Origin of the sequence: Listeria ivanovii subsp. londoniensis, from assembly GCF_000763495.1 — a bacterium.
In the GTDB taxonomy this organism is placed as follows: Bacteria; Bacillota; Bacilli; order Lactobacillales; family Listeriaceae; genus Listeria; species Listeria londoniensis.
Genome location: NZ_CP009576.1, coordinates 1,082,516 through 1,108,288, shown reverse-complemented (window position 1 = coordinate 1,108,288; position 25,773 = coordinate 1,082,516). Strand labels below are relative to the sequence as shown.

Below are 25,773 nucleotides of genomic sequence, written 5' to 3'. Positions count from 1 at the left end.
TTTTTAATAAAGTAAGTCTAGAAATTCATCTTTTGTAATGTTTCCAAAATACTCTTTTACTTCGATATCAGATAGTGCTTCAGCCAGAGCATCTCGTTTATAAGTGACATTTAACAGTTTTTGTTCGATGTCTGCTACATTTTTCACTCCAAAGAAGTCCCCAAAAATTTTAATATCCGTGATAATTCCTTTTTTGACATTCAAACGAACATCAACAGATCCAACTGGAAAACGTTTTGTTCGGTCTAAGTCAAATTTTGGTGATTTTCCGTAATTCCACTCCCAATTACCGTAACGTTTTGCAGAAATTTCTCGGATTTTTTCCCAGTCTTTTTCAGTTAACTTGTATTCTTTGACCTCTTCCACTTTATCCACGCCGAAAATATAAAGTAATAACAAGTCCCGGAATTCTTCGGTTGTCATTTCTTGTTTCATAAAATCGGAAATATTAGCTACACGACTTCGAACAGATTTGATTCCCTTTGACTCGATTTTGTCTTTCCTCGGTTTTAACGAGGCCACGACATTGTCGATGTTCAAGTTGTACATTAATGTCCCATGCGAGAACATTTTTCCTTTTGTCGCAAACTGAGCATTTCCAGAGACCTTAAAACCATCAATAAGTAAATCATTTCGTCCTTTTAATTCCGCATTTACACCAAGTCGCTTCAATGCTTCTACAATCGGTTGGGTAAACTTCGCAAAATTATGGAAAGATTCACCATCATCTTCAGTAATAAAGCTAAAATTCAAATTCCCTTCGTCATGATAAACTGCACCACCACCTGAAAGTCTACGAACGACAATCACATCATTTTTTTCCACATATTCTGTATCGATTTCTTCAATTGTATTTTGATTCCGCCCAATAATAATCGATGGTTTATTGATATAAAATAACAACACCGGTTCATCTAATTGTAATTCCGTTAAAATAAATTCTTCCACCGCTAAGTTAATACGTGGGTCTTTTTCATTATTATTATCTACAAAGTACATACCCCTATCTACTCCTTCTATATTAAAATGTTTTTGTAAACCCTTTTGACGCGAGTGCTATTTCTCCTTTATAAATCGTTGCTGCTTCTTGTTTCAGCACTTCCAAATCTCCAACTTCTGGTAAATGACTAAGTAGCAACGATTTCACGTTTGCTTCTTTCGCAATTTTTGCCACTTCTACGCTTGCCATGTGCACTTTTGTTTTCCCAGCTAGGTCATGGAAAAAATTCGTATCAGCTACAAGTAAGTTTGCTTCTTCCGAAAAAGGAATAAAGCTATCTTGGTAAGCACTATCTGCGGTGTATACAAACACTTTCCCCGCTGCTTCTATCCGCATTGCATAACAAACAACTGGATGAATAGTTTTTAAAAAAGTAACTTTAAATGGGCCAATTTCTAAAGTTTCATCTGCTTTATATGCTATTCCTTTGGTGACATTTGGCATTTCTAAATAAGAGTAGCCGCGTTCATCTTCGTTATGTCCATAGATTGGTAATATGGGCGTTTTTTTCTTTTTGGGTGATAATAGACGAATATGCTGCAAAATCCCTACATCTGCTACATGGTCTGGATGGTAATGAGAAATTATCGCCGCATCAATTTCATCTGGGTCGATATAATTTTGCATAATAGAAACGGCACTTGCACCAACATCGATTAACAGTTTAAAGCCATCCTCTTCTAGCAAATAGCTGGATGTCCCTTCATTTGCAACCGGATAGCCACCCCAATGTCCAAAAACGGTTAGTTTCATCACTGCACTTCCTTTCTCAATATAAACCTCCCTTATATGATACAACATTTGGAATAAAAGGAGAAATTATCCAGAAAAAAAACAAAGACAGCTTTAAAAATTAGCTGTCTTTGCTTTTTATTTAGGGAAATATTTATTTTCAAGTTCTTTTGTTAGTTTTTCTGTTTTTTCTAGTTCACCAACTGCCACAAAGCGTTTCGTTGTTTCAGTTGGTTTATCACATGTAATTAGCGTAATTCTTGCATCTTTTGTTTCATCTATAACACTAACTTCAGTCTCATCAATTGTTTTTGTTTCTGTTACTTCATATTCGTATAGATTTTCTAGATCAGTCAAGTAAATTTTGTCGCCTTCTTTGATTTTCATAATTGGACCAAACAGCATGGATTCATCACGCATATGGTGTCCAGCGAGTGGATAATTACCTTTCCCCATTGCTTGATCAGACCGCATAGTTGTTGCTCCAGCAAGTAAATTAGCTGTATTTGTTCCCTTAAAAACAAGTAAATTAACATCTACAGAAGGAACCGCAATAGAACCAACAACAGCATCTTTATCATAATTTGCTGCACCTTTGACAACAGAGGTCATCGATGGAAGTTGCACACTTTCAAAATCAAAAGTAGCTTCTTTATCATTATTCTTCTTAATGTCTTCTGGCTGATATTGCTCGATAGTTTCGTGCCCACTTAAATACTTTACGATCCCATTTTTAATGAATGGGGAAAAAATTAATAGTAAACCGATGACTAAAATAATTATTGCGATTGTTTTCTTTAACATATAATTCCTCCTTGTAACTATTTTATTATATAGTAGCCATCCTTTTGAAGCAAAGAATATTGATAAGCAATTCAAAGAATATGCTCTATCTGTGACAACTTTGTAAATTTATTGCCAAATGTTCGTGGAAATTAGTCCTTTTCGTTGAGCTGAAATATAGGGACTACCTTTGACAGTAAATCTGAGCGGATAATAGGTGGCAATACCTTTATTAGGTACACCAATTCGATTAGTTGCTTCTATTGAATGTGGTTTTTTTGCTTCTTCTAACCAGATATTGCTATCAAAGAGAGTTTTCCCGTAATCTTGCATAGTTAATCCTAGCGCTTGTGTCATTTTCCCAGGGCCGTTTGTTAACTCTATACCCGTTTTCCCATTTCTATTATGTTCCATCTGCTTTTTGGAGGCTTCGTCAGGTTCCAAAGCTCGTATTAAAACCGCTTCCGGAATGCCTTCTTTCATCGTAATAAAATTAAGTAATACTTGGCGGTGCATCTGGTACATATAAACCGCCCCTGCTGATTGAAACATAATATTCGTTCGTTTCGTTTGAAGATTATTGAAACTATACGCTGCCCTATCAGTGACACCTAAATAGGCTTCTGTTTCGATGATGTAACCACTCAGTAAGCCGTCTCTTGTTTCATGAACTAAACGTATGCCAAGCAAGTCTCGTGCTACTTCAATCGTTGGCTTATTTTCGAAAAAATCTCTAGAAATTTTTGGCATCACTTTCCACCTCTCTTTTTTCTTCTTAATTTTAGCAGAAATCGACGCTTATTTGGTCTTTTTTCACCTAGTAAAATAGGTCTATTTCAGTCAAAATCATCCTTGAGTCGCATGTGTTATAACTTGCCTTTTATTAATCTTGTGTTAGAATTATGTTAAAGTGGGTGCTGTATGGTATTATTTTTTTACATAAATACAGCTTCTTTTTTTCATTTCAAAAAACAAATAAATCGAGTAAATAGTGTGTAGGAGAGGTGTTTCATGAAGGATTGGAAAATAAAAATCCAAACGTTTTTAAGCAAGAATTATGGATTTTTTGTTCTAGCCGTCATTCTTTATTGGCTAAAAACGTATATTGCATATCAAATGGAATTCAAACTTGGAATTGAAAATGTTATGCAGCAAATATTGCTGTTCATTAATCCGTTAAGTGGGGCCATTTTCTTTTTAGGTCTCGCGCTTTTCGCGAAAGGGCGTCGTTCCTTTATCTGGATCATTGTCATTGATTTTTTAATGACTTTTATCCTTTACGCAAATATTGTGTACTACCGATTCTTTAGTGATTTTATTACACTTCCGAATCTAAATCCAAAGCAAATGCAAAATATGGGTGACATGGGTAGCAGTATCACAGCATTACTCAGCTGGCATGATATTATTTACTTTGTGGACATTGTGCTTTTAATTGCACTGCTTGCTTTCCGCTTTGTAAAACCTGATAGATCCGCCCGTATTCGTGCAAGAAAAGTGGTTGGTGTTCTTACACTTGGTATCGCCATGTTCTTTGCTAACTTAGGACTTGCTGAAATTGATCGTCCGCAATTATTAACAAGAACATTTGATAGAAATTATATTGTAAAATATCTTGGTATGACTAACTATCAAATTTATGATGCAGTGAAAAGTACAGAATCTTCCACGCAGCGAGCTCTTGCTGATAGTAGTGATGTAACAGAAGTACTGAATTATACGAAATCAAAATATGCCGCGCCAAACCCAGAATACTATGGTAAAGCAAAAGGCAAGAATGTTATTTATATTCATTTAGAAAGTTTCCAACAATTCCTAGTGAATTATAAATTAAACGGAGAAGAAGTAACGCCATTTATTAACTCTTTCTTTAAAGATCAAAATACACTAAGCTTTACAAACTTCTTCCACCAAACTGGTCAAGGTAAAACAGCTGATTCTGAGATGTTACTAGAGAATTCGCTTTACGGATTAGCTCAAGGTTCTGCCTTTACAACAAAAGGTCAAAACACTTATGAATCTGCATCTGCTATTTTAGGTCAACAAGGTTATACAAGCGCTGTATTCCACGGTAACTATAAGAGCTTCTGGAATCGTGACGAAATTTATAAACAATTTGGTTATGATCACTTCTTTGATGCTAGTTACTATGATATGAATGAAGCGGATGTTTCTAACTATGGATTAAAAGATAAGCCGTTCTTCCAAGAGTCTGAAGAATACCTATCTTCCCTACCGCAACCATTCTATACCAAATTCATTACGCTAACCAATCACTTCCCTTATCCAATTGATGAGAAGGACGCAACGATTGCTCCAGCGACAACTGGTGATTCATCCGTTGATACGTATTTCCAAACAGCACGTTATCTAGATGAATCCGTGAAAAGTTTTGTTGATTACTTGAAGAAATCTGGACTTTACGATAATTCTGTGATTATTATGTATGGTGATCACTATGGTATTTCTGATAATCATGAAGAAGCAATGACAAAAATTCTTGGTAAAGAATACAACTCTTTTGAAAATGCTCAAGCGCAACGTGTTCCTTTAATGATTCATGTTCCTGGTGTTGAAGGTGGCGTTCAAGAACAATATGGCGGTCAAGTGGACCTCTTGCCAACGTTACTTCATTTACTTGGCATTGATAACAAAGAATACTTGCAATTTGGTACAGACTTACTTTCAAAAGACCATAAGCAACTAGTTCCATTCCGAAATGGTGATTATATTACTCCTGATTATTCCATGATTGGTGGCAATATGTATAACCAAAAATCAGGTGAACCAATTGCGACAGAAACAAAAGAAATGAAAGACACGAAAGAAAAAGTAGCGAAAGAGCTAGAACTGTCTGATTCGGTCTTACAAGGTGACTTGTTACGTTTCTATGCTCCTGATGGCTTTGAAAAAGTAGATCCAAGTAAATATAACTATAACAAGAAAAAAACAACAGATTCAGATGATAAGTAAAAAAAGAAGCGAGTTTCCCGTTATCGGAGCTCGCTTCTTTTTATTTACTAGTTATTAGATTCGTCCATTCATTAAATGATTTTCCGAGAATTGAACCAAATCCCATAAATTTCCGTATAGATCTTTAAATACTGCAACTTCCCCGTAATCCGCCGTCTTTGGTTCTCTTACAAACTCTATTCCTTTTTCTATCATATTATTATAATCCCGGTAAAAGTCATCTGTTCCTAGAAACAAAAAGACTCTTCCTCCTGCTTGATTACCAATAAAATTAGTTTGAATTGGTTTGGAGGCTCTTGCAAGTAAAATCGTTGTTCCTCTAGAATTAGGTGGAGCAACTACTACCCATCTTTTATCTTGTTCAGATTGATAGGTATCTTCCACTAATTCAAAATTCAATTTTTCTGTGTAAAATTGAATAGCTTCATCATAATCTTTAACAACTAATGCAATATGCACAATCGATTGCTTCACTGACTAACGCCCTCTTTCATTATTGTTAATTCATGCAAAGAGAGAATTTTAATGTTTAAGCCCTTTTATGTTATCTCTAATTACCGTTTTGTTCGTTTACTTACCTAATCCACGCATAATGTACAACACCGTATCATCAATTTCTTTTGGATCGTCCCAATTAGCTTCTGGCATCACAACAAACCTTGTTAGCATAAAACCAACGATATTCGTTATTAAAGCCCGCATTATAGTACTGTTTGGCATATCAACAATTTCGCCGCATTCTTTATAGTAATCAATCATTTGATCAAATTGGCCTTTCACATGGGTCATAAAAATTTCGGAAAATTGAGCCCGTAGCTCATCATGATAAAACAATTCCATGAAGTAAATTTTGATAACTTTTCCATTTTCTTTAGCAAAATCAAATCGATTCACGATGATTTCTCGAATAAATGATTGGAAATCTGGATACTCACTTTCAAAAACTTCTTTGACAAAGCTTTGCGCTAAGAAAGGAATAACACCACCAATCAAAGTCGGCATTGTAATTGCCATAAGTAAATCTTTTTTGGTTTTATAATGCCTGAAAATGGTTCCTTCAGCGACGCCTGCTTTCTTGGCGATTTCGTTTGTTGATGTTCCAGCGTAACCTTTCTCTGCAAATAATTCGATGGAAGCAGCTACAATCCGACGTTGTTTATCACTCATTTTTGTTTCTTTTTCTGTTAAATCAAGCATTTGGCGCAAGATATCTCCTTCTGCATCCACTTTCGATCGCTTCCTTTCTGATTAGACTTTTCGATATTTTTTTAAAGCAAAAATATTTAATACGACGAATACGAGAACAAATCCAAGTAAAATGTAAAAATCTGTAGCAAATGATGCAAAGCCTTCCCCTTTTACCATAATAGTCGTTAAAGCATCTGCTCCGTAATAAAGTGGCATAATATGAGCAATCCATACGAGCCAGTCCGCCATTCCATCTAGCGGGAAAATGCCACAGAACAAGATTTGGGGAACGATGACAATTGGTATAAATTGGACAATTTGGAATTCATTATTCGCGAATGTCGAAAGCAGGATTCCCAGTGCAAGTGATACGAGCCCTAAGGTTAGCGTAATTAACAAGACATAGAACAAGGAACCATTTTGCATCATATTTAATACTTGAATCGAGAATACTGCAACAAGAATCGATTGAAGCAAAGCGAAAATTCCAAAGCCAATTAAATAGCCTAGCTCTAATTCGATTCTTTTGATTGGTGTCGCCATTAAACGTTCTAATGTCCCAGTTGTTCGCTCTCTTAAGAAAGATATACCGGCAATTAGAAAGACAAAGAAGAAGACAAAAAAGCCAATGAAAATCGGACTTATAGTATCAAAAAAGTTAGTATCTTTATCGCCATATACATAATCGGTTGAAATGGTTAACTTTTCAGGTCTAGTTGAAAGTGAAGGAATGGTGTTTGGGTCTATCCCGGCCTTTGCAAGCGCCTCTCCAGTTGCTTTTGCCTGACTTTTCACTTGTTTTTGTTGCTCTTGCATTAATGTTTTTTGTAGTTTTAAACCAATTTCTTTACTGATGGATGGTTCGCTATTTTCGTAAGTTACTGCTATTTTATCGCCATCTTGTTGAAAAAAGGCATCTAAATCGGCATCCTTTATTTTATCGCCAACATTTGTATTTTCCGGGTAGCTTTTAATAGTTAAATCGTTAGCCTTTAGTTCTTTTATCATAGAGTCGGAAATATCACTCACACCAACAACCGGTTTTACTGTGTCCCCTTCAAATAAATAGGTTAATAATGTAATCAACAGCAGTGGCGCAATAAACATTAAGGCAAGTGTGCGTTTATCACGTCTAAATTGGTTAATGATTCGTTTAACAATAGCAAAAATCCGCATCAACTTTCTCCTCCAAACTCTAAAAAGGCATCTTCAAGTTTTCCCGAGGACGTTTTGCTTGAGAGCTCCTGAGGCGTCCCAACAGCGATTATTTTTCCATTTCTAATCATCGCAAGCCGGTCGCATTTTTCGGCCTCATCCATCACGTGCGTCGTTACAAGGATGCATTTGCCATTCGCCTTAAGTTCTCCAAGTTCATCCCAGATACTTTTACGTAATTCTGGATCAATTCCAACTGTTGGTTCATCCAAAATAAGGACATCAGGATTAGCAAGGACAGAAATAGCAAGTGAAAGTCGACGCTTCATACCACCGGAATAATTGCTCACCTTTTTCGTTAAATCAGGTTGTAAATTAACTAAATCAGCGGCATAGCATATTCGCTCTTTCTTAGTGTTACCTTTGATAGAATAAAGTGAAGCAAAAAAATCGAGATTTTCTTTCGCTGTTAAATCAGTATAAAGTGCATCAGACTGAGCCATATAACCAATTTTACTAATGACAGGCAGACTTGGCATCACCTTGTTTAGTACTTCTGTTTGTCCTGTTGTTGCTTTTTCCATACCAATAATCGTTTTTACAAGCGTTGTTTTACCTGCTCCAGATGGTCCAATTAAGCCAAAAATTTCTCCTTTTTTGATTTCGAGTGACATATTAGACAAAATTTGTTTTTTGCCAATTTGAACATCTAAATTGGTCACTTTAATTGCTATTTCTGTCATTATTTTCCCTCCTTTTAAAATGAGTGATTACTCACTTCTAATTGTACGCATTTTTATGTAAAAGTAAAGGAAAAACCGAATGCTTTTAGAAGTTCTCCTCTAATGGCAATCGGTTATTTTCGTAAATATATATCGGAAATAAGGTGATCAGTGCCTTTATGAAGGACTAGATCCGCTCGATACTTTGTTTTTTCGATATTTTCTTTTAAGTTGACGCCATTAATCGTATCCCATACATCTAGCGCAAAATCTTCGGCTTCTTGTTTACTAATTTTCGTATAAGGATGGAAATAAGAGCTTTCATCTTGAAAAGCTGTTTCACGAAGCATAAAGAAACGTTCTAAATACCATTTCTTAATATCGTCTTCAGCTGCATCCATATAAACCGAGAAGTCAAAAAAGTCACTTGGAAATAAGCTTTCGTGTTGATCGGCTTGTAAGACATTGATCCCTTCAATAATGACAATATCAGGATTATGCATTGTCCGGACCTCTTCTAACACATCATAGGTGAAATGTGAGTAAAGTGGTACTTCTACATCTTCTTTATTCGCTTTTAGATCCGTTAAAAACTTGGCAAAGCGTTCGCGGTCATAGCTTTCTGGGAATCCTTTTTTGTTCATGATTCCTTGTTCTTCTAATACCTTATTTGGATACAAAAAACCGTCTGTTGTTACTAGCTCTACTTGTCTTGTTTTGGAGAACCAGCGATCTAGCATTAGCTTAAAAACACGTGCCGTTGTACTTTTACCGACAGCAACACTTCCTGCTAGTGCAATAATAAACGGTGCGCGTGATTCTTTTTTCTTTAAGTATTCCATTTTTTCCCCGTGGATAAAAATGGCTTCATGATATTGAATCGCAATTAATTTAATTAACGGTAAATAAATTTCCGAGATATCTTGCAGTGAAATCCGGTCGTTTAAACCACGAATTTCTTCCAATTCCTCGGCAGTTAAAATTTGGTCTTTACTCACTTCCAGCTTGCGCCATTCTTCTCTTTGGAAATGGAAGTAGTGATTATAATCATTCATTCGATTGTTCCATCCTTTTATTCATTCGTGAAAACGTAAACAGCTTTATATAAGGATAACGCAAGCTGATTAAATCTGCAAGTAGCGATTTTAATATTTACGATAGACATAAACTGATTTTGGTTTCCCTATTTCTTTGTATGAATCCACTTTGACAGAGGGAATCGTCATTTTGAAAGGAGCATAATATTCTTGGGCAATGGTTCCTTTCACAGAAAGCCATGTATCATTTGAATAGCTAGTTTTCTCAGGCATTTGAACGAGCATTCCGAACACACCAGAATCTGCCACACAATGAATGATACCAAAGCGAAATAAAAATAAATTATTATCTTTCGTCACATTATCGTTGTAAACAAAACCAGTAAATTCAATTTGTTTTCCTGCAAATTCACCAGGATAATTATATAAAATCTCCATTGTCATCAAGTAATTACTATCAGTTACTTTGATAGGGTTTTGATCAATAATTGTTGCTTTTTCTTTTTCCATCATTTTTTCATAATCGGTTTGACCAAAATAGCCACTTGTATCTGGACGTAAAAATTGGTTCGCGGCATAGGGATCATCCCCTGCTTCATTATTTTTCGGAAAGTGGAATCCTTTCGCAGAAACTATTGTCGAATCAAGTGTCGCCACTGGAAACATAAATCCAGCAATTAAAGCATAAGAAAGTAATCCGTATACTAGAATTTTTTTCCAAAACGTATTTTCTCCTTCATGAGTATGTCCTAGGTGCTCTGTTTTTGCACCAATATCTTCATCTCGGAAAACCATAATAAGCTGTACAATTGCAAGTAAAAAAGCAGCAATCATTGCTGAAAATGATAAATAAGAATACTTCATATTGATATATTTACTTATATCCCCTGAAATATGGAGCTGCATTAAATAAAAGCCAAATCCAAATAAAATAAACACACGAAACATTTGTTCACCTTCTTTCGTTTAAATAACCAAAGCATATAAAAAGACAACAATCGTAACGCTAGTAACAATTAATAGCACGAATTTTGCTTTAAATGCCCCTAACATCATCATTAAATTTTTAATATCCAGCATCGGACCGAACACTAAAAATGCAACGATAGACTGGGTGGAGAAAACACTACGAAATGAAGCAGCAATAAAAGCATCTGCTTCGGAACATAGTGAAAGCACAAATGCGAGTACCATCATCAATAAAATCGATAGCACAGGTCCGTGACCAATAGAAACTAGCGTAGATGTTTTGATGTATGTTTGCATTGCTGCAGCTAGCAAAGCACCAAAAACTAAGTATTTTCCAACCGAGAAAAACTCATCTACAGCGTGTTGTACTGTATGCCATACTTTTTGGCTTAGCGGCATTTCCACGTGAATATGTGCTTCGCCGTGATGGTGATGGTGGTGAATATGGTTAGCTTCTGTCTCCGCCTCTAAAACTTGGAAATGAGGAGTAACCATTCCATTATTTGGACCAACCGTAGCTAAATTCGCAGCTGGTACTGCCATTTTTTCACCGGCAGTTTCATATTTTAGAAAACGATCCTTAAGTCCTGTCCCTTTATAAAAATAAGCGATAATATTGCCAACAACTAATGCAACGACGAGACTTCCAGCAACGCGTAGTAGCGGAACTTCCCATGTACTACCAAATGCCACATAAGTCGAAAATAATACAACAGGATTAATAATTGGAGCTGTAAGCATAAAAGCAATTCCAGCGTGAAGTGGTACTCCTTTTGCGAGTAAATTACGTACAATCGGAACAATTCCGCACTCACAAGAAGGGAAAAATACACCTATTAACGAACCAACAATGACTGCTAGAAATTTATTTTTAGGGATTACTCGCGCGATGAATTTTTCTGAAATAAACATTTGGATAAAACCGGCAATAAACACTCCAATAAGCACAAATGGTAATGCCTCAATCAAAATAGAGATAAAAATAGTGTTCATTTGTAGGAATGAATCCGGAAGATGACTAAACATGGGATTCCTTCTTTCTTTGCTCTTTTAATAACTATTTGATTCTAAGCCTATCTTTTGAAGAAATCAAGCAAAAGGTGAAGTAGTTAACTTTATTACATTCTATCTTCAAAAAAGAAGACAATTCAATTGAACTGTCTTCTTTTTGTAATAACTTCTTGGTAATCTTTTTCCAGTAATGCCTTATCTTCTTCCTTTAGGTTAGGCTGCATCAGCTTGGCGGCAATTTCAGACATTCGCATTTCCAGAATAAGCTTATCTTCTTCTGTAATACGACTTGGCGTTATACTAGCCTCATATTCCGTGATGGTCATTCGGTAAAAAGCCATTTTGCCTGATTCAATAACTAGAAGCTGTTCTGCTACTTGACTTACAAAAGTTCTATCATGGGAAACAAAAAGTACGGTACCTGTGAAATTTTGAATTAGCGTTTCCAATGCCTCCATTGCAAAAATATCTAAGTAATTCGTTGGTTCATCGAGGATTAGGAAATTTGCATCACTTACAAGGAGCATACTAAGGAGTAGTTTTACTCGTTCTCCGCCTGAAAGTAAGCTCGCTTTTTTGAGCCAATCTGTTTCTTTGAAATGCATGCTTCCAAGGACTTCTTTAGTCATTTGTTTGCTTTGAACACTAATGTCTGTCATATTTTCTAATAATGTTTTTGTTAAGTCTAAACCTTGTAGTTCCTGATCAAAATAGGCAATTTTTGCTTGATTACTGCATACTAACTTAGAATTATTTTGAAGGATTTGTTTTAAAAAGCTCGTTTTCCCACTGGCATTTTCGCCAATTAGTGCTACTTTGTCTCCTGACTTAATAGAAAAGTCCGTTGTTGAGAATAGCTTTTTTCCGGCAATTTCGTATGTTGCTTCTATGGCAGTTAGAACGGTATTTCCCTTTTTTATTATTCGGTTCTCTGGGGTGGAAATTTTTATTGGTTTCGCTTTATGTGGCTTTTCCACGTTTCCAAGCCGTTCAATTCGCTTATCAAGTGCCTTAATAGTGCTATGTTGCTTTTTCTGCTGTGTCCTTTTTCCAGCTTTAAAGGCGCTTGCTTCTTTCGCATTGAGTCGTTTTCCGGGTTTTACAATTCGTCCTGCTTCGACTTCATGGTAATTTTGAGAAGCTTCTAATTGTTTCTTTTTATTTTTAAATTCTTTGTAGGCCAATTCTGCTTGGTTTTGTTGCTGTTTTCTTTGCTTTAAATAGGCTTGGTAGTTTCCTTGGTATACTTGGATTTTTTGGTCTTTAATTTCCCAGATTTCCGTACAAAGACTATTTAAAAATGCCCGGTCATGCGAGATGATAATTAAGGCACCATGCCAGTCTTTCCACTGTCGTTCTAAGTGTTTTACGCTTTTCACATCCAAGTTACTAGTTGGTTCATCTGCTAGCAAAACACTCGGATTTTGGCGCATTGCTTGTTGGATTGCTTTTCTTGTTTTTTCCCCACCACTTTTTGTACTTTTATCTGTTGGCAGTTGTTTAATGTAAGCAAGCCTTCCTTGAATAGTAACTTTACCTCCAGCTGGTTCTTGGACACCCGCGATAACTTCGATAAGCGTTGTTTTACCAAGCCCATTTTGGCCGATAATACCGACTCTTGCTTTTGGGTTTACGAGTAGGTTCGGAATTTCAACTAACACGCGATCTGCCACTTCTATTTTCAATTGATTTATTTCGATTATAGACACAAAAAATAACCTCCTGAAATTTCAGAGAGGAATCCGCAAACTACGCCAAAAAAATGATGGCTGTGTTATCATGCGAAATGAACATACGAATCCCGTCCGAAAAAATAGTTTCTATCCTAAATTAAGATAGCTTTCTTCATTTTTTCTTATAGTACAGGATTAGAATTTCATTGGCTTAAGATAACACTCCTTTATGCTTGATAGTTTTATTATAGCTCAATTTAATCGATTCTTCAACAGAAAAAAGCCATGCACTTGAAATACACGGCTTTTAACTACTCATTTTCTTCAATCATTATTTTTAATTTTTGAACAAACTCATCAAAACTTTCCGCCATAGACAGTCTTTTAGCATTTACTTGTTCCGAAACGATTTCAACAAATTTCTCAAAAAAATCATTAAATTGATTAGCATCGTTTTTACTAATGGCGACAAGAGCAATTAACTTTACCTCCACTTCATTCCAAAAAATGGATTCTTGAAGAGTCATAATCGAAACACCGCTTTTCTCCGCATCGTTTTCGATGGAGTGTGGTATTGCGATGCCTGATGGAAAACTAGTTGGTGCCATTTGTTCGCGTCTCTCCACATTTTCATAGAAATCCGGAGTAACAAACGCTTGTTTTTCCATTTTAGTTACCATTTGCGCTCTAATTTTTAGTGGAGTTAGTTCTGAAGGGTCAATTTGGTTGGAGTATAGCGACTTGACGACATACTGATCTATTTGTTTGGCAAGTTGGTTATTTTCGAGTATTCGCCGCTTTGTCTGAATTCGACTAGTGATTTTTTTGATGTCTTTATTAGTTAGTAATGGGTGGATGAAAATCGAGCCAGCTTTTTCTAAAGCTATGTCTCGGTTGGTAGTTAGCAGAATGTCTAACTCTTTTTCTGCTATTTCTTTTTTGATTACTTTAATTTCTGCTTCCTTTTCAAATAACTCTTGCAGTTTATTTAACATGTTAACTCTTAAATCATGGTAATCATCGACCAATAATCCGATTGTCAGTTTCACATTGTTATGGTTTTGACTTTCTAAAAAGGAGCCGATATGTAGGGCAATAAAGGAGATTTCGTCTTCATTAAAATCGATATCCAATTTTTCTTGTAATAATGAAGAGATGTATACAGCAATATCAAATGTGACCGGATAAGATGTTTTTATGTCTAACAGGCTTAAGTTCCTTGTATAGGTTTTGTAACATGCTCGGTAGTATAAACTTTGAATATGAATCGCGAGTTTGATGAAAAGTTGTTCGTTTTGTAAATCAATTAAATAGGTTTCCTCGACGTTTGTAAGGGCTAATTCTAAGGCATGAATGATTTTACTATCGACAAATTTTTCTAATTCTTCTTGTTTGGCATTGGCTGATTTTTCATTTTGTAATCCAACATATTGTAAAGCTAATTGTTGTATTTCTTCTTCTGAGAATTCTAGTTGATATTCTTTAGAAAGGATTCTGGCAATTTTTTTCGATATTTGATATTCTTGGGAGGTTTTTTTTATGAGGGCATTTTTAGTTTCAATTAGCGTGTTTCCTTGCCCAATACGCACCATACTGATAGCATAATGTAACACAATGTTCATCATCGAATATTGATTCGTTGTGATTGCTTCTTTTGTAAGTACTTCTCCAATGATAGTTTGTAGCTTATCTATCGAAATAGCACCAATCATTTCTTGAATGTGTCCTTTAATACTTTCTCTGTAGCCGCCTTCTTCATATAGTAAAGAAATCATGTATTTTCTTTTAGCTGTCTCTTTGCCAATTAATTTAATTCGATTTTTACTTATGACGATTTGGACATGGGCATCTCGAAGTTCTTTTTTTAATTGCTGGATATCTTTTTTTAAAGTAACTTCTGAAATATACAAAATATCGGCGAGATCAAATAAATCAACGCCTTTAGTCGAATTTTTAATTAATTGAAGCAATAATTGTGATTTACGTTCTGTCGAATCACTTTCTGTTTGCACTTCCAATTTCACATTTTCATTAATCTTATAACCTTTTTGAGTGGATTTAATTAAACCAGGTGTTGCTTCATTTATTTTGAAAACTTTTGCACGGATTGTTCGTGTCGTGCATTCACAAAAATCTGCTAACTCATTTGAGGTAACCCACTTACTCGTATGTTTGGCCAAATAAGCTAGTACTTCTTTTTGCGTATCCATTTCTTGTTACCCCCTATATAGATAAAGCCAGTTGTATGAGGGCCACAACTGGCTTTATCAGGTCATGCTTCTAAATCTTGCCCATTAGAAGCTATTACTTTTTTATACCATGAAAAACTTTTCTTTTTAATTCTTTTGCCTGTACCTTTTCCTTCATTATCCAAGTCTACATAAATGAAGCCATATCTTTTTTCCATTTGCGCGGAGGAACAGCTAACAATATCGATTGGTCCCCAAGCACAGTAGGCAATTACTTCGACACCATCGTACATAGCACGTTTCATTTCTTTTAGATGAGCTGATAAGTAATCAATTCGGTAATCGTCATTTACTTCTCCGTGCTCTAGTTTGTCGTACATTCCGAAACCATTTTCGGCTATAATAATTGGTTTATGATATCTATCCCAATACTCTGACAAAGCGTTGTATAAGCCTTTTGGATCAACAGCCCAGCCCCATGGATTTGCTTTTAAATGTGGATTTGGTGTAATTGATGCTGGATCTAAGTCATTTTTCTTAGAGTCTACCATTTGAGAATAATAGTAAGATAAAGCTAAATAGTCCATCGTATTCTTACTTAAAAGGTCTTTATCTTCAGGTGTGATTTCTACTTTAATTCCGTTTTCATCGAAATAGTTTAATGCGTACTGCGGATATTCACCTTGGAATGCTACATCTGCATAGAAGTATTCCATCCGGTTGCGTTTCATTGCAAGGACAATATCATCTGGATCACAAGAATATGGATAGGCTGTGCAATCTGCAAGCATTGTTCCTATCATTAAGTCCGGGTTAATCATCTTACCGTATTCGTAAATTTGTGCACTTGCTACGAATTGGTTGTGAACCGCTTGATACGTTGCGGATAAATAATCATCCACGGCGTCATTTGGAATCGCTGTAGAGTTAAACGGCTCGAATTGAATTAAATTAATTTGGTTGATAACAATCCAATATTTTACTTTTTGGCTGTATCGATCCAATACTGTTTTACCATATTTAACGAATAAATCGATAACTTTACGATTATGCCATCCGCCATGTTTTAAGACAATTTCGACCGGAGTTTCATAATGTAGGATAGTAATAATTGGTTCCATACCCAATTCGATTATTTTATCGATTAAATTATCATAGTATTTTAAACCTGCTTCGTTTGGCTCGTCTTCTTCACCTGTAGGGAAAATTCGCGTCCAATCAATGGACGTACGGAATGTTTTGAAACCCATTTCAGCAAGTAATGCCAAATCTTCTGGATAGGTATGATAGAAATCAATACCATGGCGTTTCGGATAATAATTTGTTTTATCTACAATATTTGCTTTTATATCAGCTAAACTAACTCCTTTATGCTGCTCCTCGCTAATCTCTTCGTTGGTTTTATTTGTGTGGTATTTGTGTAAATCTGCTAGACTAATTCCTTTTCCATCTAATTGAAAAGCGCCCTCTGCCTGATTTGCGGCAATAGCTCCTCCCCAAAGAAAATCGTTCGGAAACTTGTAATTTTCAAACATAGTTGTCCCTCCTACTTTTTCATTTGCTCATTCATTTTTTTAAACAAACGTAATATGTGTTCACCAATTAGGATTTCACTTTTGGCTGTCATTAATGTATCTTGCGCATGACAGAAAAGTGTCGAATAGCGAATTTGGTTGCCCGATGCTTCTAATTGTAGTGTGTCTGTTTGTAAGCCGTGTGCAATAACGATTTCTTTTTTTGCTGCTTGGATACTTTCATCAGCTTTACTAAACTCAAAATCTTCTAAGTAATTCAAAGCATCCACCAAGTCATTCCTTGCATTTCCCGCATGAATTAAAATGTTCATTGATAGCTCATTCAAACTATCTGTTTCTTCCACATTGTCTTGCTTAGACATTTTGTTTCCTCCAATCAATTTGTTGCCATTTCACTGGTTGTTTCTTGTGCTTCTAGTTTTTCTTTTTTGAGCAAAGAGTTGTCATATGCTTTAAAGAATGGCAGGTATACGAGCCAAGTTATCACGATAATCGCTAAACAAGCAATAATCCCGCGCCAATCTTGTGTTGCTAAATAGGATGTTACTGGATAAGGCATATACCAAAGTAAAAATGACTGTGCTGGTATATTAACTAAATTAACTGTCATAACAAAGTACGCGATACTTGGTACTAATAAAGCATTTATCCATGTTGGAATCATTAAGTAAGGATTGAAGGCAATTGGTGCTCCGAAAAATAACGGTTCATTAATATTAAAAATGGAAGGAACGATCACGGCTTTTCCGATTGCCTTCAGTTGAATCGATTTACTTAAAACGAGCATCATCACGGAAAGCGATAAAGTCGTGCCTACCCCGCCAATGGAAATTAAGGCATAGACAGTTTCTTGCGTTGCGATGTTTGAGGCAGTTCCACCACTCGTCACAGCTTCTGCATTTGCTGCGAGTCCGGCCATATAAACTGGATAAATCGCCGGCATCATCACCCACCCTGAAATCCCAAATGTATAAAGGAATGCTGGAATGAATACAGATAAAACAAACCCTGGATAAGATTGTACAATTGATGCAAGTGGACTAAAAACAGCAACAATTACTTCAAAGAAATCAATATTAAATTGAACGGTAATTAACCATCCTACTATTAATATGAACGTAATTGGTAAAAGACTATTAAACCAGCCAACAACAAAATCTGGTATAGGTGTATCTTCACTAAACAACGAGCGTTTTGCGGCAAAATTCATTACTACTCCCACAAATAAACCTGTTGTAATCGATAAAAACATCCCAGTTGCCCCAAACCTTGATAAAATATAAACGGCATTCCCATCTGCTGTAATTGTCGGAAATAAGAGCATCAAGAAGAGCACCAATCCCGTCGCACCAGCGATTAATTTTTGGCTACTATTGCCTTTTTTTTCCATTACATAATATGGAATCAAAAAAGCTACAACCAAACCAAACATCCCAAAAGAAAAGTTACTAATCATGGAGAAATCAGGCATCTTAGGAAATAAATTTTTGAGTAAGGAAACAATGGTCACTAAAGAACCGACAAAAACTAACGGAAGTGCTGACATAATTGCATCTTGTATCGCAGAGACCCAAGGATTTTTAACAACTTTATTTACTTTTGGAGCAAATTTATTCGTCATAAAATCCATCACTTTGTTGTTCATCGTTTACCCCTCCATATTCAAAATTAATTCCAATGCTTTTTCACCGTTTAATGATCCATACGTAGACTGTGGAATAACTGTTACAAGTACATCTTTGTCTTTCACTTTTTCCTTCAAATCATCTAACATGTATGATAAGTGCGGACCAATGAGTAAGTAATCAATTTCATTAATTCGTTCGTCTATTTGAGCTTCACTAGCAGCTTTTACAGTCACTTGTTCTCCTTTTTTCTTTGCTGCTTTTCTAATTGCTGCTGCCATAAATCCGCTTGAAGCTCCTGAACCACAAATAAGTAAAATGTTTTTCATCTGTATCCTCCCTTTCTTTAACTTAATTCTAATTATATAAACCTTTGAATTCGCTTACAAATACATTTTTTTCCTAGTAATAGGAAAAATCCCCTACGCAATCAGCGAAGAGGATTTTTCTCTAACATGAAGTTTTTAAAGGGAGGTTTAATCACGATATTTTAGATTGATAAATTTGACGTCAATATATTCTTCCATTCCGAAGTGTCCATTTTCTCGGCCAAATCCTGAATGTTTAACGCCACCAAATGGTGTTTCCGGATTAGAAATGGCAATCTCGTTTGCTCCAACCATGCCGTATTCTAATGCAGAACTTACTTTTTCGACTCTTGCTAAATCTTTTGTATAAAAGTAGGAAGCTAAACCAAATTCACTATCATTGGCCAGTTCAATTGCTTCATCTTCCGTTTCAAAATTAATTAAAGGTATAACAGGCCCAAAAGTTTCCTCGTAGAATATATCCATCTCACGCGTTACTTCATCCAAAACAGTTGGTTGATAGAAGTTACCCTTATCATAATCGCTACCTGTCAAACGTCCACCACCAGTTAAGACTTTAGCACCTTTATCTTTAGCATTTTTTAGTTGTTGATCGATTTTGTCCATCGCATCTTCGCGAATTAGCGGACCAATATTTACATCATCTAAACCGTTACCAACTTTTAATTTTTCTACTTTAGTAATAAGTAGTTTTGTAAAAGCTTCTTTTATTTCTTTGGCTACAAAAATCCGGTTGGGTGATACGCATACTTGTCCATTATTACGGAATTTTGCTGCGACTAAATCACTTGTAGCTTGCTCTAAATTCGCATCTGCAAATACGATGAAAGGTGCGTGTCCTCCAAGCTCAAGCGATATTTTTTTCAATGTGCCTGCAGATTGTTTAAATAAACTTTGACCGACTTTAGTAGAACCGGTAAAAGTAAGTTTTCGAACATCATCGCTATCGGTTAGAGTTTCACCGATTTCTTTTGAACTGCCCATCACGATATTCGCCACACCTTTTGGTAAGCCCGCTTCTTCAAAAATTTCGAAAATCGCCAAGGCTGAAAGTGGTGTATCTCCGGAAGGTTTTAATATGACGGTATTACCAGTAGCAAGTGCTGGAGCAATTTTCCTGGTAACCATTCCACCTGGGAAATTCCAAGGAGTAATCGCAGCAACCACACCAATAGGTTGTTTTTTTACAATGAAAGCATGATTGTTAGGTGCTGGAATTGTTTCACCATATAATCGTCTTGCTTCTTCTGCAGCAAACCGGAAGTTTTCAACACCAGTTAGTACTTCTCCTTTTGATTCTTTTAGAGGTTTCCCTTGCTCTAGCGTCATAATTTTTGCGAGTTTATCTGCCTTTTGTTCCATTAAATCAGCTATTTTATGCAAAATTTTTACTCGCTCAGCTAGTTCCATGTTTGCCCAGTCCGGAAATGCATCTTTCGCCGCTTTAATTGCTTGTTTCGTTTCGCCAGGTCCTGCTTGGGCAATCTTTGCGATAACTTCGCCTGTTGCTGGATTTATAATATCTTTTACTTCTTTACTATCTCCGTCAATCCATTTTCCATTAATAAATAGTTTCGTTTGAACTTTTGGTAAAGCTGTTTCTTTGATACTCAAAAATATCACTCCTAAATAAGTTTTACTGACGGCAAATCTTGTTGCCTATAGTAATGTTTTCCACAAATTTTAGAAGTTAATCAAGATTTTGGAAAATGCACTTGTCAAAAAAGTGCACGCATCCCAGCATGATTGTCTTGAAACGGTTCATAACTTTTTTCAAAAAAAGGCTATCTGCATAAAATACAGATAGCCTATACTCTTTAATTTTCTTCCAATGGTCGGTGTACTTCTTCTTTGATTTTTTTGGGTGCATTTTTCTTATATGCGAGGAAATAAAACAAGCTGACAAACACTGCTCCACCAACTACATTCCCTAAATAAACCGGGATGACATTCCAGATAAAGTCTGCCCAGGAAAAATATCCGGCAAAAATGGCTGCTGGGATGATAAACATGTTGGCGACAACGTGCTGGAATCCGATAGCTACAAAAGCCATAACCGGGAACCAAATCCCGAGAATTTTTCCAGCGAAGTCTTTGGCTGCATAACATAACCAGACGGCAATTCCAACAAACCAGTTGCAACCAATTCCAGATACAAAAGCTACCCAAAATGGATCATTAATTTTGGCCCCTGCTGTTGCTAATGTTTTTGGTAAAAAGTCCCCCTCTGTAAGACCGACAAAGTGTCCAAAGAAATAAGCTACAAAAAAGGCGCCGACTAGGTTCATTGCTGACACAATCGCCCAGTTTCTAAGTAATTGTTGAAAAGATATCTTCTTGTCATACCAAGCAATTGCTACCGCCATCATATTGCCAGTAATAAGCTCTCCTCCACCTAATAAAATACAAACTAGACCAACTGGAAAAAGACTTGCTCCAATTAGTGTCGCAAAACTTCCCCATTCGCGAGGCATCGTTCCAACTGCACGTATGTATAATAAGTAACCGAGTGAGATGAAAGCACCACCCAAAAATCCAAGTAAAACAAGCGTTAATGTGCTAGAGTTTGCTTTTTGGGTCCCTTTCTCAATAGTAATCTCTGTTACTTCCTGCGGGCTATAATATCCCACATGAATCCCTTCCTTCTTGTTAAAATAATCACAAAATAGCGTTCTTATTATAGCACAATCAAAAACAGCTTGCTAGTATTAAAAAAACCTAGAACAAAAAGTCCTAGGTTTCCTTTTTATGAATCAAGCTCTTTGATTACAGGGATTCTAATTTCGATATTGGTCACTTGATCTTCCTCTTTAGAATATACTTCTAATTTGAAAGGAAGTGGGTCAAAAATAGGATTATTTGCTGTAATGTAAGGCTTATATTTTTTCTCTTGAATCGCTTTGGCAATTTGTAGATAGCTTTCATTTAGATCTGTTCCTGGAATGTGTTCAGCAACAAAATAAGTATGTGCAGGAACCTCAACCCACTCTAATGGCTCTTTTATTTCAGTGTATTTTTGGGTTACAGGAAGAACGGAATAATGCGTTAAACCGTCTTCAATATTATGAACAGAAATACCATACACTATTTTTTGCTCCGAAAAATCATCTAATTTTTGTGCTAAATAGAGCATTTGCCGAAATGCTAATTGTACTTCTGAATGAAAGGCTTCTGTCTTTAGTCCTTGTCGAATAATCGCTATGCCTGTGAATCCTTCCCATTCTTCTAATCGCTTTGCTTTAATCGCCATGACTATCTACTCCTTTTTAAAAGAATATTATGCCAGAAGATGCTTATATTGTCGTAAGCATAACACATGGTAAATACCCTGGCTAGCTTTAGTTAAAACCACAAGCTGATTAGGACAATAACAATAATTATAAATAGAAAAGATAACCAAGCAACTGGTCGTGCTGCATTTATCGTCCAGCCAATTCCAAAACGTTTTTCAACAAATAAAGCTGGATCATTGCGATTGAAATAAAATATCCCCGCTTTCCAAAAAGCATCATCATCACGAATTGGTTTACTCACTCCATCAGGCCCACTCGCGAATTTTAATCTACTGCCACCTTGACCAACCTTGACTGCAAGTAGAACTACGCCTAACATAATCAGTACTACCGAAATAATCATCGTAATCATGATAAGTTCACCTGGTAAGGCCAGCAAAATAACAACTTGCATTACTAAGAAATCAATCATCAAAATAGTACACATAATCAACATTACTTTACTAGATATCTGTCTAAATAGCATATTCCGTTTTAAAGAATCTGATGGGTTTTCATTTTCCACTTGTTGCTTACTTCTCGCAATGACAAAATTGATAAACATAAACACCCCAATCATCACCAGCTGTAACATTGGAAAAAGTAAAGCTGCTCTTGGCGATTTTGCCATGGTGCTCGTAATATTTCCTTGCATATCAAAATGCGTTGGAAACGCCATAGGTGCTTGTGGATAAAATACTACTGTAATAGCGAGCGTAATTATAAAAAGAAGTAGTGGCACCATAAACCAAGTATAAGAAATAACCATTTTCCTCCGATGAAAACTAGTATCTACCATAATAATGGAATTTGTTGAGATTTCCCCAGACATGATTTTTTCTTTTTTCCATTGTAGCGTCGTCTGGTGGAAACGGTAATAAATAACAAAAGAGACAATTAGTTGTCCAAACATCGATGAAATAAAAATTCCTGCTTGGACATCTTCACTTGTGTTAAATCCTTGTAATAAAGCAATGCCGATAATAGCAACTAAACTTGTCCATAAAACAACTTGCCCAACATATTGTTTTTTCAATTGTTTTAATTCTGCTTTTCGATTAGCACGTTCTCCAACATTTACACCAAAACATTCTGATTTCCGAATAATAAATGGCGTAATTGCTTGCAATGAAATGATCGCAATACTAACAAAAATATAGATGATAATTTCCATTTCTATTTCACGCTCCGTCCGTTCATTTCATCAAAAATAACTTTGCTTACTTCCATCCATTTTTCTTCTGTAACACTTCTAACTACTGATTCAGCTATTAGTGGCTTTAATTTATTTTGTAGTTTGGCAAAAAAAAGTTCATCTGCTTTTTTTACACCATCAGGATGAATGACCACACCTTTTTGGCGATGAATTTGAATAAATCCTTCTTGTTTTAGAATTTGATAGGCTTTATTGACTGTATGAAAATTAATACCAATATCTGCTCCAAGACTTCTTACTGATGGAAGTTTATCGCCAGGCAAAAGTTCTCGTTTTGCCATTCCTTCAATTATTTGATTGCATATTTGTGTATAAATCGGTTCATCCGATTGTAAATCAATTGTAAGTAGCATAAAAACACCTCTCTCCAAACTGTTATATACATTGTATAACGCATATAATCATTAGTCAATGCCAGCAAATTCAGTGGCTATTTAAAGCAGTTAATGGTACTATAAAAAATAACCATAAGCTTTTAGAAAGAAGGGAAAAATTTGAAATTATCACGTTTTAGGGATAGTAAACTGTTTTTTTGGACAATCGAAATTTTAGCGGTTGTTGCAGTTATATTCATCCTGCTTCAAATGAAATACATATTTTCTCCAATTGGCATTATCATTTCTACTTTATTTATGCCAATTTTAGTTGCAGGATTTCTGTTCTATTTATTTAATCCTTTAGTTCTATTTTTAGAAAAAAGAAAAGTACCACGAATTCTTAGTGTTATTATCATTTTCATCACATTTATTGGACTTATTGTTCTGGCAGTTATGCAGCTTGGTCCAACGCTTGCTGAACAAGTAACAGAACTAGCTAAAGCCATACCTGGTTACTGGCAAGATTTTGAGAAGTGGCTACAAGGAATTTCCAAAAATTCTTCCCTTCAAGGGGTCGATTTGAAAGCAGAACTTGAAAAACTAAACATTTCGTTACCAAAAATCATGTCTGTTGTGGTGGATGGTGTTGCTTCTAGCTTTGGAGCAATTGTTTCGTTTGTATCTGGCTTTGTGATGATTCTAGTTACGGTACCATTTATCGTATTTTACATGTTTAAGGATGGTCATAAGTTTATAGAGTCTTCTGGTAAATTTTTCCCAGCTGCGATTCGTGCAGAAGCAAAACAAATTATTAAAGAAATGAACAAGACCATCTCCACTTATATTAGTTCGCAAGCAATCGACTGCTTGGTTGTTGGTTTGTTTACATTCATTGGTTATTTAATCATTGGACAACCGTATGCACTTCTTTTTGGCTTAATTGCTGGTGCGACGAATATTATTCCTTATCTTGGACCGTTCATTGGAGCAGCTCCAGCAGTAATCGTGGCGCTATTTACTTCTCCACTTCAAGCATTACTTGTTATTATTGTCGTAACGATTGTGCAACAACTTGATTCCAACTTACTCTCTCCATATATCATGGGTAAATCTTTATCCATTCATCCATTAACAATTATTATCATCTTGATTGTTGCAGGTAACTTGGCAGGTATTTTTGGAATGATTCTAGGTGTTCCAGTTTATGCCGTTGTTAAAACTATTATTGTGAATGTTAATCGATTAATTAAACTAAGGCGCGGTGAGCTTGCATTAGAAAATAATCCGCCTGATCCTCCCGCACCAAAAGCATAAGAAAAGAGCTTTAGGACTAATTCCTAAAGCTCTTTTCTTATGCTTTTGTAAAATGAGAAGTATCATTTAATCGTTCTAATTTAAATAAACCATTTTCGTAAGCTAGTACAGTAACACTTGCATTATCGAGTATTACTGTTTCATCAAGAGAAGGGTCCAACTCATGAACGATATTGCGGATGGTATTACCGTGTGCAACGATTAAAACATTTCCACCTGTTTCGCGGTGACGATTAATCACATGTAAAAATCCTTGCTCTACGCGTGTCCAAAAGGTCATAAAATCTTCTGCATCACCAGTCGGATCTGCTGCTTTTGTTCCATTCATTGTTTCGCGAACATCTGCTTTTTGAAATAGTTCTTCTTGGTTTGCATAACCCATATGTTTCGCAATTTCATTCCAAGCAACATCGCCTTTTTCGCCTTCGTAAGAACCAAAGAAAGTTTCACGAAATTCACTTAGCGGTTCTAAAGTTAAACCAAATGCATGCTTGTTTTCTTTTAAAAGATGACCCGCTGTTGCAATCGTTCGGTGCAAGTCGCTGGAATACGCAGCAATAAATTCCGTTTCAGCAAGTCCACGTCCACTTTCCTTCACAACTTCAATTCCTTCTGGTGTAAGTGGCGTATCAGCCCAGCCTTGCATCCGCAAATTTTTGTTTAGATACGTTTGTCCGTGTCTGACAAAATATAATGATAATTTTTTTCCCATTAAGTTAATCCTCCTTCATAG

General features: G+C 35.8%; 25 protein-coding genes. 2 read left to right on the top strand and 23 right to left on the bottom strand.

Annotated elements, in window-relative coordinates; translation table 11 throughout:
• Positions 1–3: 3 nt before the first annotated feature.
• The 4 genes from lplA1 to JL53_RS05350 all read right to left on the bottom strand — a co-directional run bounded on the left by lplA1 (position 4) and on the right by JL53_RS05350 (position 3,265).
• Entirely contained in the window at positions 4–999 is a 996-nt protein-coding gene (gene lplA1, locus JL53_RS05365; protein ID WP_003719136.1) for a lipoate protein ligase LplA1, read from the bottom strand.
• Positions 1,000–1,021: 22 nt separating this feature from the next.
• A complete protein-coding gene (locus tag JL53_RS05360) occupies positions 1,022–1,753 on the bottom strand; it encodes an MBL fold metallo-hydrolase (protein WP_038406991.1) in 732 nt (243 codons plus the stop codon).
• 117 nt (positions 1,754–1,870) lie between these two features.
• Positions 1,871–2,536: a class A sortase gene (locus JL53_RS05355; protein ID WP_038406990.1), complete on the bottom strand. Its 666-nt coding sequence runs from the start codon at positions 2,534–2,536 to the stop codon at positions 1,871–1,873.
• Between the two features lie 108 nt (positions 2,537–2,644).
• Positions 2,645–3,265, bottom strand: coding sequence for a DNA-3-methyladenine glycosylase (locus tag JL53_RS05350; protein WP_038406989.1), 621 nt, complete (start codon positions 3,263–3,265; stop codon positions 2,645–2,647).
• Between the two features lie 261 nt (positions 3,266–3,526).
• Here JL53_RS05350 and ltaS point away from each other — a divergent pair, with 261 nt between their 5' ends.
• Complete coding sequence (gene ltaS, locus JL53_RS05345) at positions 3,527–5,488, top strand: lipoteichoic acid synthase LtaS (RefSeq protein WP_003719131.1); 1,962 nt, start codon at positions 3,527–3,529, stop codon at positions 5,486–5,488.
• A gap of 54 nt (positions 5,489–5,542) precedes the next feature.
• Here ltaS and JL53_RS05340 read toward each other — a convergent pair whose 3' ends face one another.
• From JL53_RS05340 to JL53_RS05255, 18 genes are all read right to left on the bottom strand, one after another.
• Positions 5,543–5,962: a VOC family protein gene (locus JL53_RS05340; protein ID WP_003719130.1), complete on the bottom strand. Its 420-nt coding sequence runs from the start codon at positions 5,960–5,962 to the stop codon at positions 5,543–5,545.
• Positions 5,963–6,058: 96 nt separating this feature from the next.
• The gene (locus JL53_RS05335) at positions 6,059–6,715 is read right to left on the bottom strand and encodes a TetR/AcrR family transcriptional regulator (protein ID WP_074673825.1); all 657 of its coding nucleotides are present in this window, start codon (positions 6,713–6,715) and stop codon (positions 6,059–6,061) included.
• Positions 6,716–6,736: 21 nt separating this feature from the next.
• Positions 6,737–7,852, bottom strand: coding sequence for an ABC transporter permease (locus JL53_RS05330; protein ID WP_038406988.1), 1,116 nt, complete (start codon positions 7,850–7,852; stop codon positions 6,737–6,739).
• On the bottom strand, positions 7,852–8,574 hold the full coding sequence (locus JL53_RS05325; protein WP_038406987.1) for an ABC transporter ATP-binding protein: 723 nt from the start codon (positions 8,572–8,574) through the stop codon (positions 7,852–7,854). Before JL53_RS05325 ends, JL53_RS05330 begins: the two co-directional genes overlap by 1 nt.
• Positions 8,575–8,687: 113 nt before the next feature.
• A complete protein-coding gene (gene coaA, locus JL53_RS05320; RefSeq protein ID WP_003719124.1) occupies positions 8,688–9,608 on the bottom strand; it encodes a type I pantothenate kinase in 921 nt (306 codons plus the stop codon).
• Positions 9,609–9,698: 90 nt separating this feature from the next.
• Positions 9,699–10,538, bottom strand: a complete 840-nt coding sequence (locus JL53_RS05315; protein ID WP_003719123.1) for a TIGR03943 family putative permease subunit — start codon at positions 10,536–10,538, stop codon at positions 9,699–9,701.
• 18 nt (positions 10,539–10,556) lie between these two features.
• Positions 10,557–11,585 (bottom strand): permease, encoded by a 1,029-nt coding sequence (locus JL53_RS05310; protein ID WP_038406986.1) that lies wholly within the window; start codon positions 11,583–11,585, stop codon positions 10,557–10,559.
• 122 nt (positions 11,586–11,707) lie between these two features.
• Positions 11,708–13,279: a ribosomal protection-like ABC-F family protein gene (abc-f, locus tag JL53_RS05305; RefSeq protein WP_038406985.1), complete on the bottom strand. Its 1,572-nt coding sequence runs from the start codon at positions 13,277–13,279 to the stop codon at positions 11,708–11,710.
• Positions 13,280–13,554: 275 nt separating this feature from the next.
• Positions 13,555–15,453 carry a BglG family transcription antiterminator gene (locus JL53_RS05300; RefSeq protein ID WP_038406984.1) on the bottom strand — a complete coding sequence of 633 codons (1,899 nt, stop codon included), beginning with the start codon at positions 15,451–15,453 and terminating at the stop codon, positions 13,555–13,557.
• Positions 15,454–15,515: 62 nt separating this feature from the next.
• Positions 15,516–16,967 carry a glycoside hydrolase family 1 protein gene (locus JL53_RS05295; RefSeq protein WP_003719117.1) on the bottom strand — a complete coding sequence of 484 codons (1,452 nt, stop codon included), beginning with the start codon at positions 16,965–16,967 and terminating at the stop codon, positions 15,516–15,518.
• An 11-nt stretch (positions 16,968–16,978) separates the two neighbouring features.
• A complete protein-coding gene (locus JL53_RS05290; RefSeq protein ID WP_003719116.1) occupies positions 16,979–17,329 on the bottom strand; it encodes a PTS sugar transporter subunit IIA in 351 nt (116 codons plus the stop codon).
• Positions 17,330–17,343: 14 nt separating this feature from the next.
• Positions 17,344–18,612 carry a PTS sugar transporter subunit IIC gene (locus tag JL53_RS05285; protein ID WP_038406983.1) on the bottom strand — a complete coding sequence of 423 codons (1,269 nt, stop codon included), beginning with the start codon at positions 18,610–18,612 and terminating at the stop codon, positions 17,344–17,346.
• 3 nt (positions 18,613–18,615) lie between these two features.
• The gene (locus JL53_RS05280; protein WP_003719114.1) at positions 18,616–18,921 is read right to left on the bottom strand and encodes a PTS sugar transporter subunit IIB; all 306 of its coding nucleotides are present in this window, start codon (positions 18,919–18,921) and stop codon (positions 18,616–18,618) included.
• Between the two features lie 147 nt (positions 18,922–19,068).
• Positions 19,069–20,535 (bottom strand): NAD-dependent succinate-semialdehyde dehydrogenase, encoded by a 1,467-nt coding sequence (locus JL53_RS05275; RefSeq protein ID WP_003719113.1) that lies wholly within the window; start codon positions 20,533–20,535, stop codon positions 19,069–19,071.
• A gap of 203 nt (positions 20,536–20,738) precedes the next feature.
• A complete protein-coding gene (locus JL53_RS05270; protein ID WP_038406982.1) occupies positions 20,739–21,551 on the bottom strand; it encodes a formate/nitrite transporter family protein in 813 nt (270 codons plus the stop codon).
• A 116-nt stretch (positions 21,552–21,667) separates the two neighbouring features.
• Positions 21,668–22,171: an effector binding domain-containing protein gene (locus JL53_RS05265; protein WP_003719111.1), complete on the bottom strand. Its 504-nt coding sequence runs from the start codon at positions 22,169–22,171 to the stop codon at positions 21,668–21,670.
• 92 nt (positions 22,172–22,263) lie between these two features.
• On the bottom strand, positions 22,264–23,367 hold the full coding sequence (locus JL53_RS05260) for a DUF1648 domain-containing protein (RefSeq protein WP_003719110.1): 1,104 nt from the start codon (positions 23,365–23,367) through the stop codon (positions 22,264–22,266).
• 2 nt (positions 23,368–23,369) lie between these two features.
• On the bottom strand, positions 23,370–23,762 hold the full coding sequence (locus tag JL53_RS05255) for a GntR family transcriptional regulator (RefSeq protein ID WP_003719109.1): 393 nt from the start codon (positions 23,760–23,762) through the stop codon (positions 23,370–23,372).
• Positions 23,763–23,903: 141 nt separating this feature from the next.
• On the opposite strand from JL53_RS05255, the gene JL53_RS05250 reads away from it, so the two are divergent.
• A complete protein-coding gene (locus JL53_RS05250) occupies positions 23,904–25,040 on the top strand; it encodes an AI-2E family transporter (RefSeq protein WP_038406981.1) in 1,137 nt (378 codons plus the stop codon).
• 37 nt (positions 25,041–25,077) lie between these two features.
• On the opposite strand, the gene JL53_RS05245 is transcribed toward JL53_RS05250, so the two are convergent.
• Positions 25,078–25,752: a histidine phosphatase family protein gene (locus JL53_RS05245; RefSeq protein ID WP_038406980.1), complete on the bottom strand. Its 675-nt coding sequence runs from the start codon at positions 25,750–25,752 to the stop codon at positions 25,078–25,080.
• Positions 25,753–25,773: the final 21 nt, after the last annotated feature.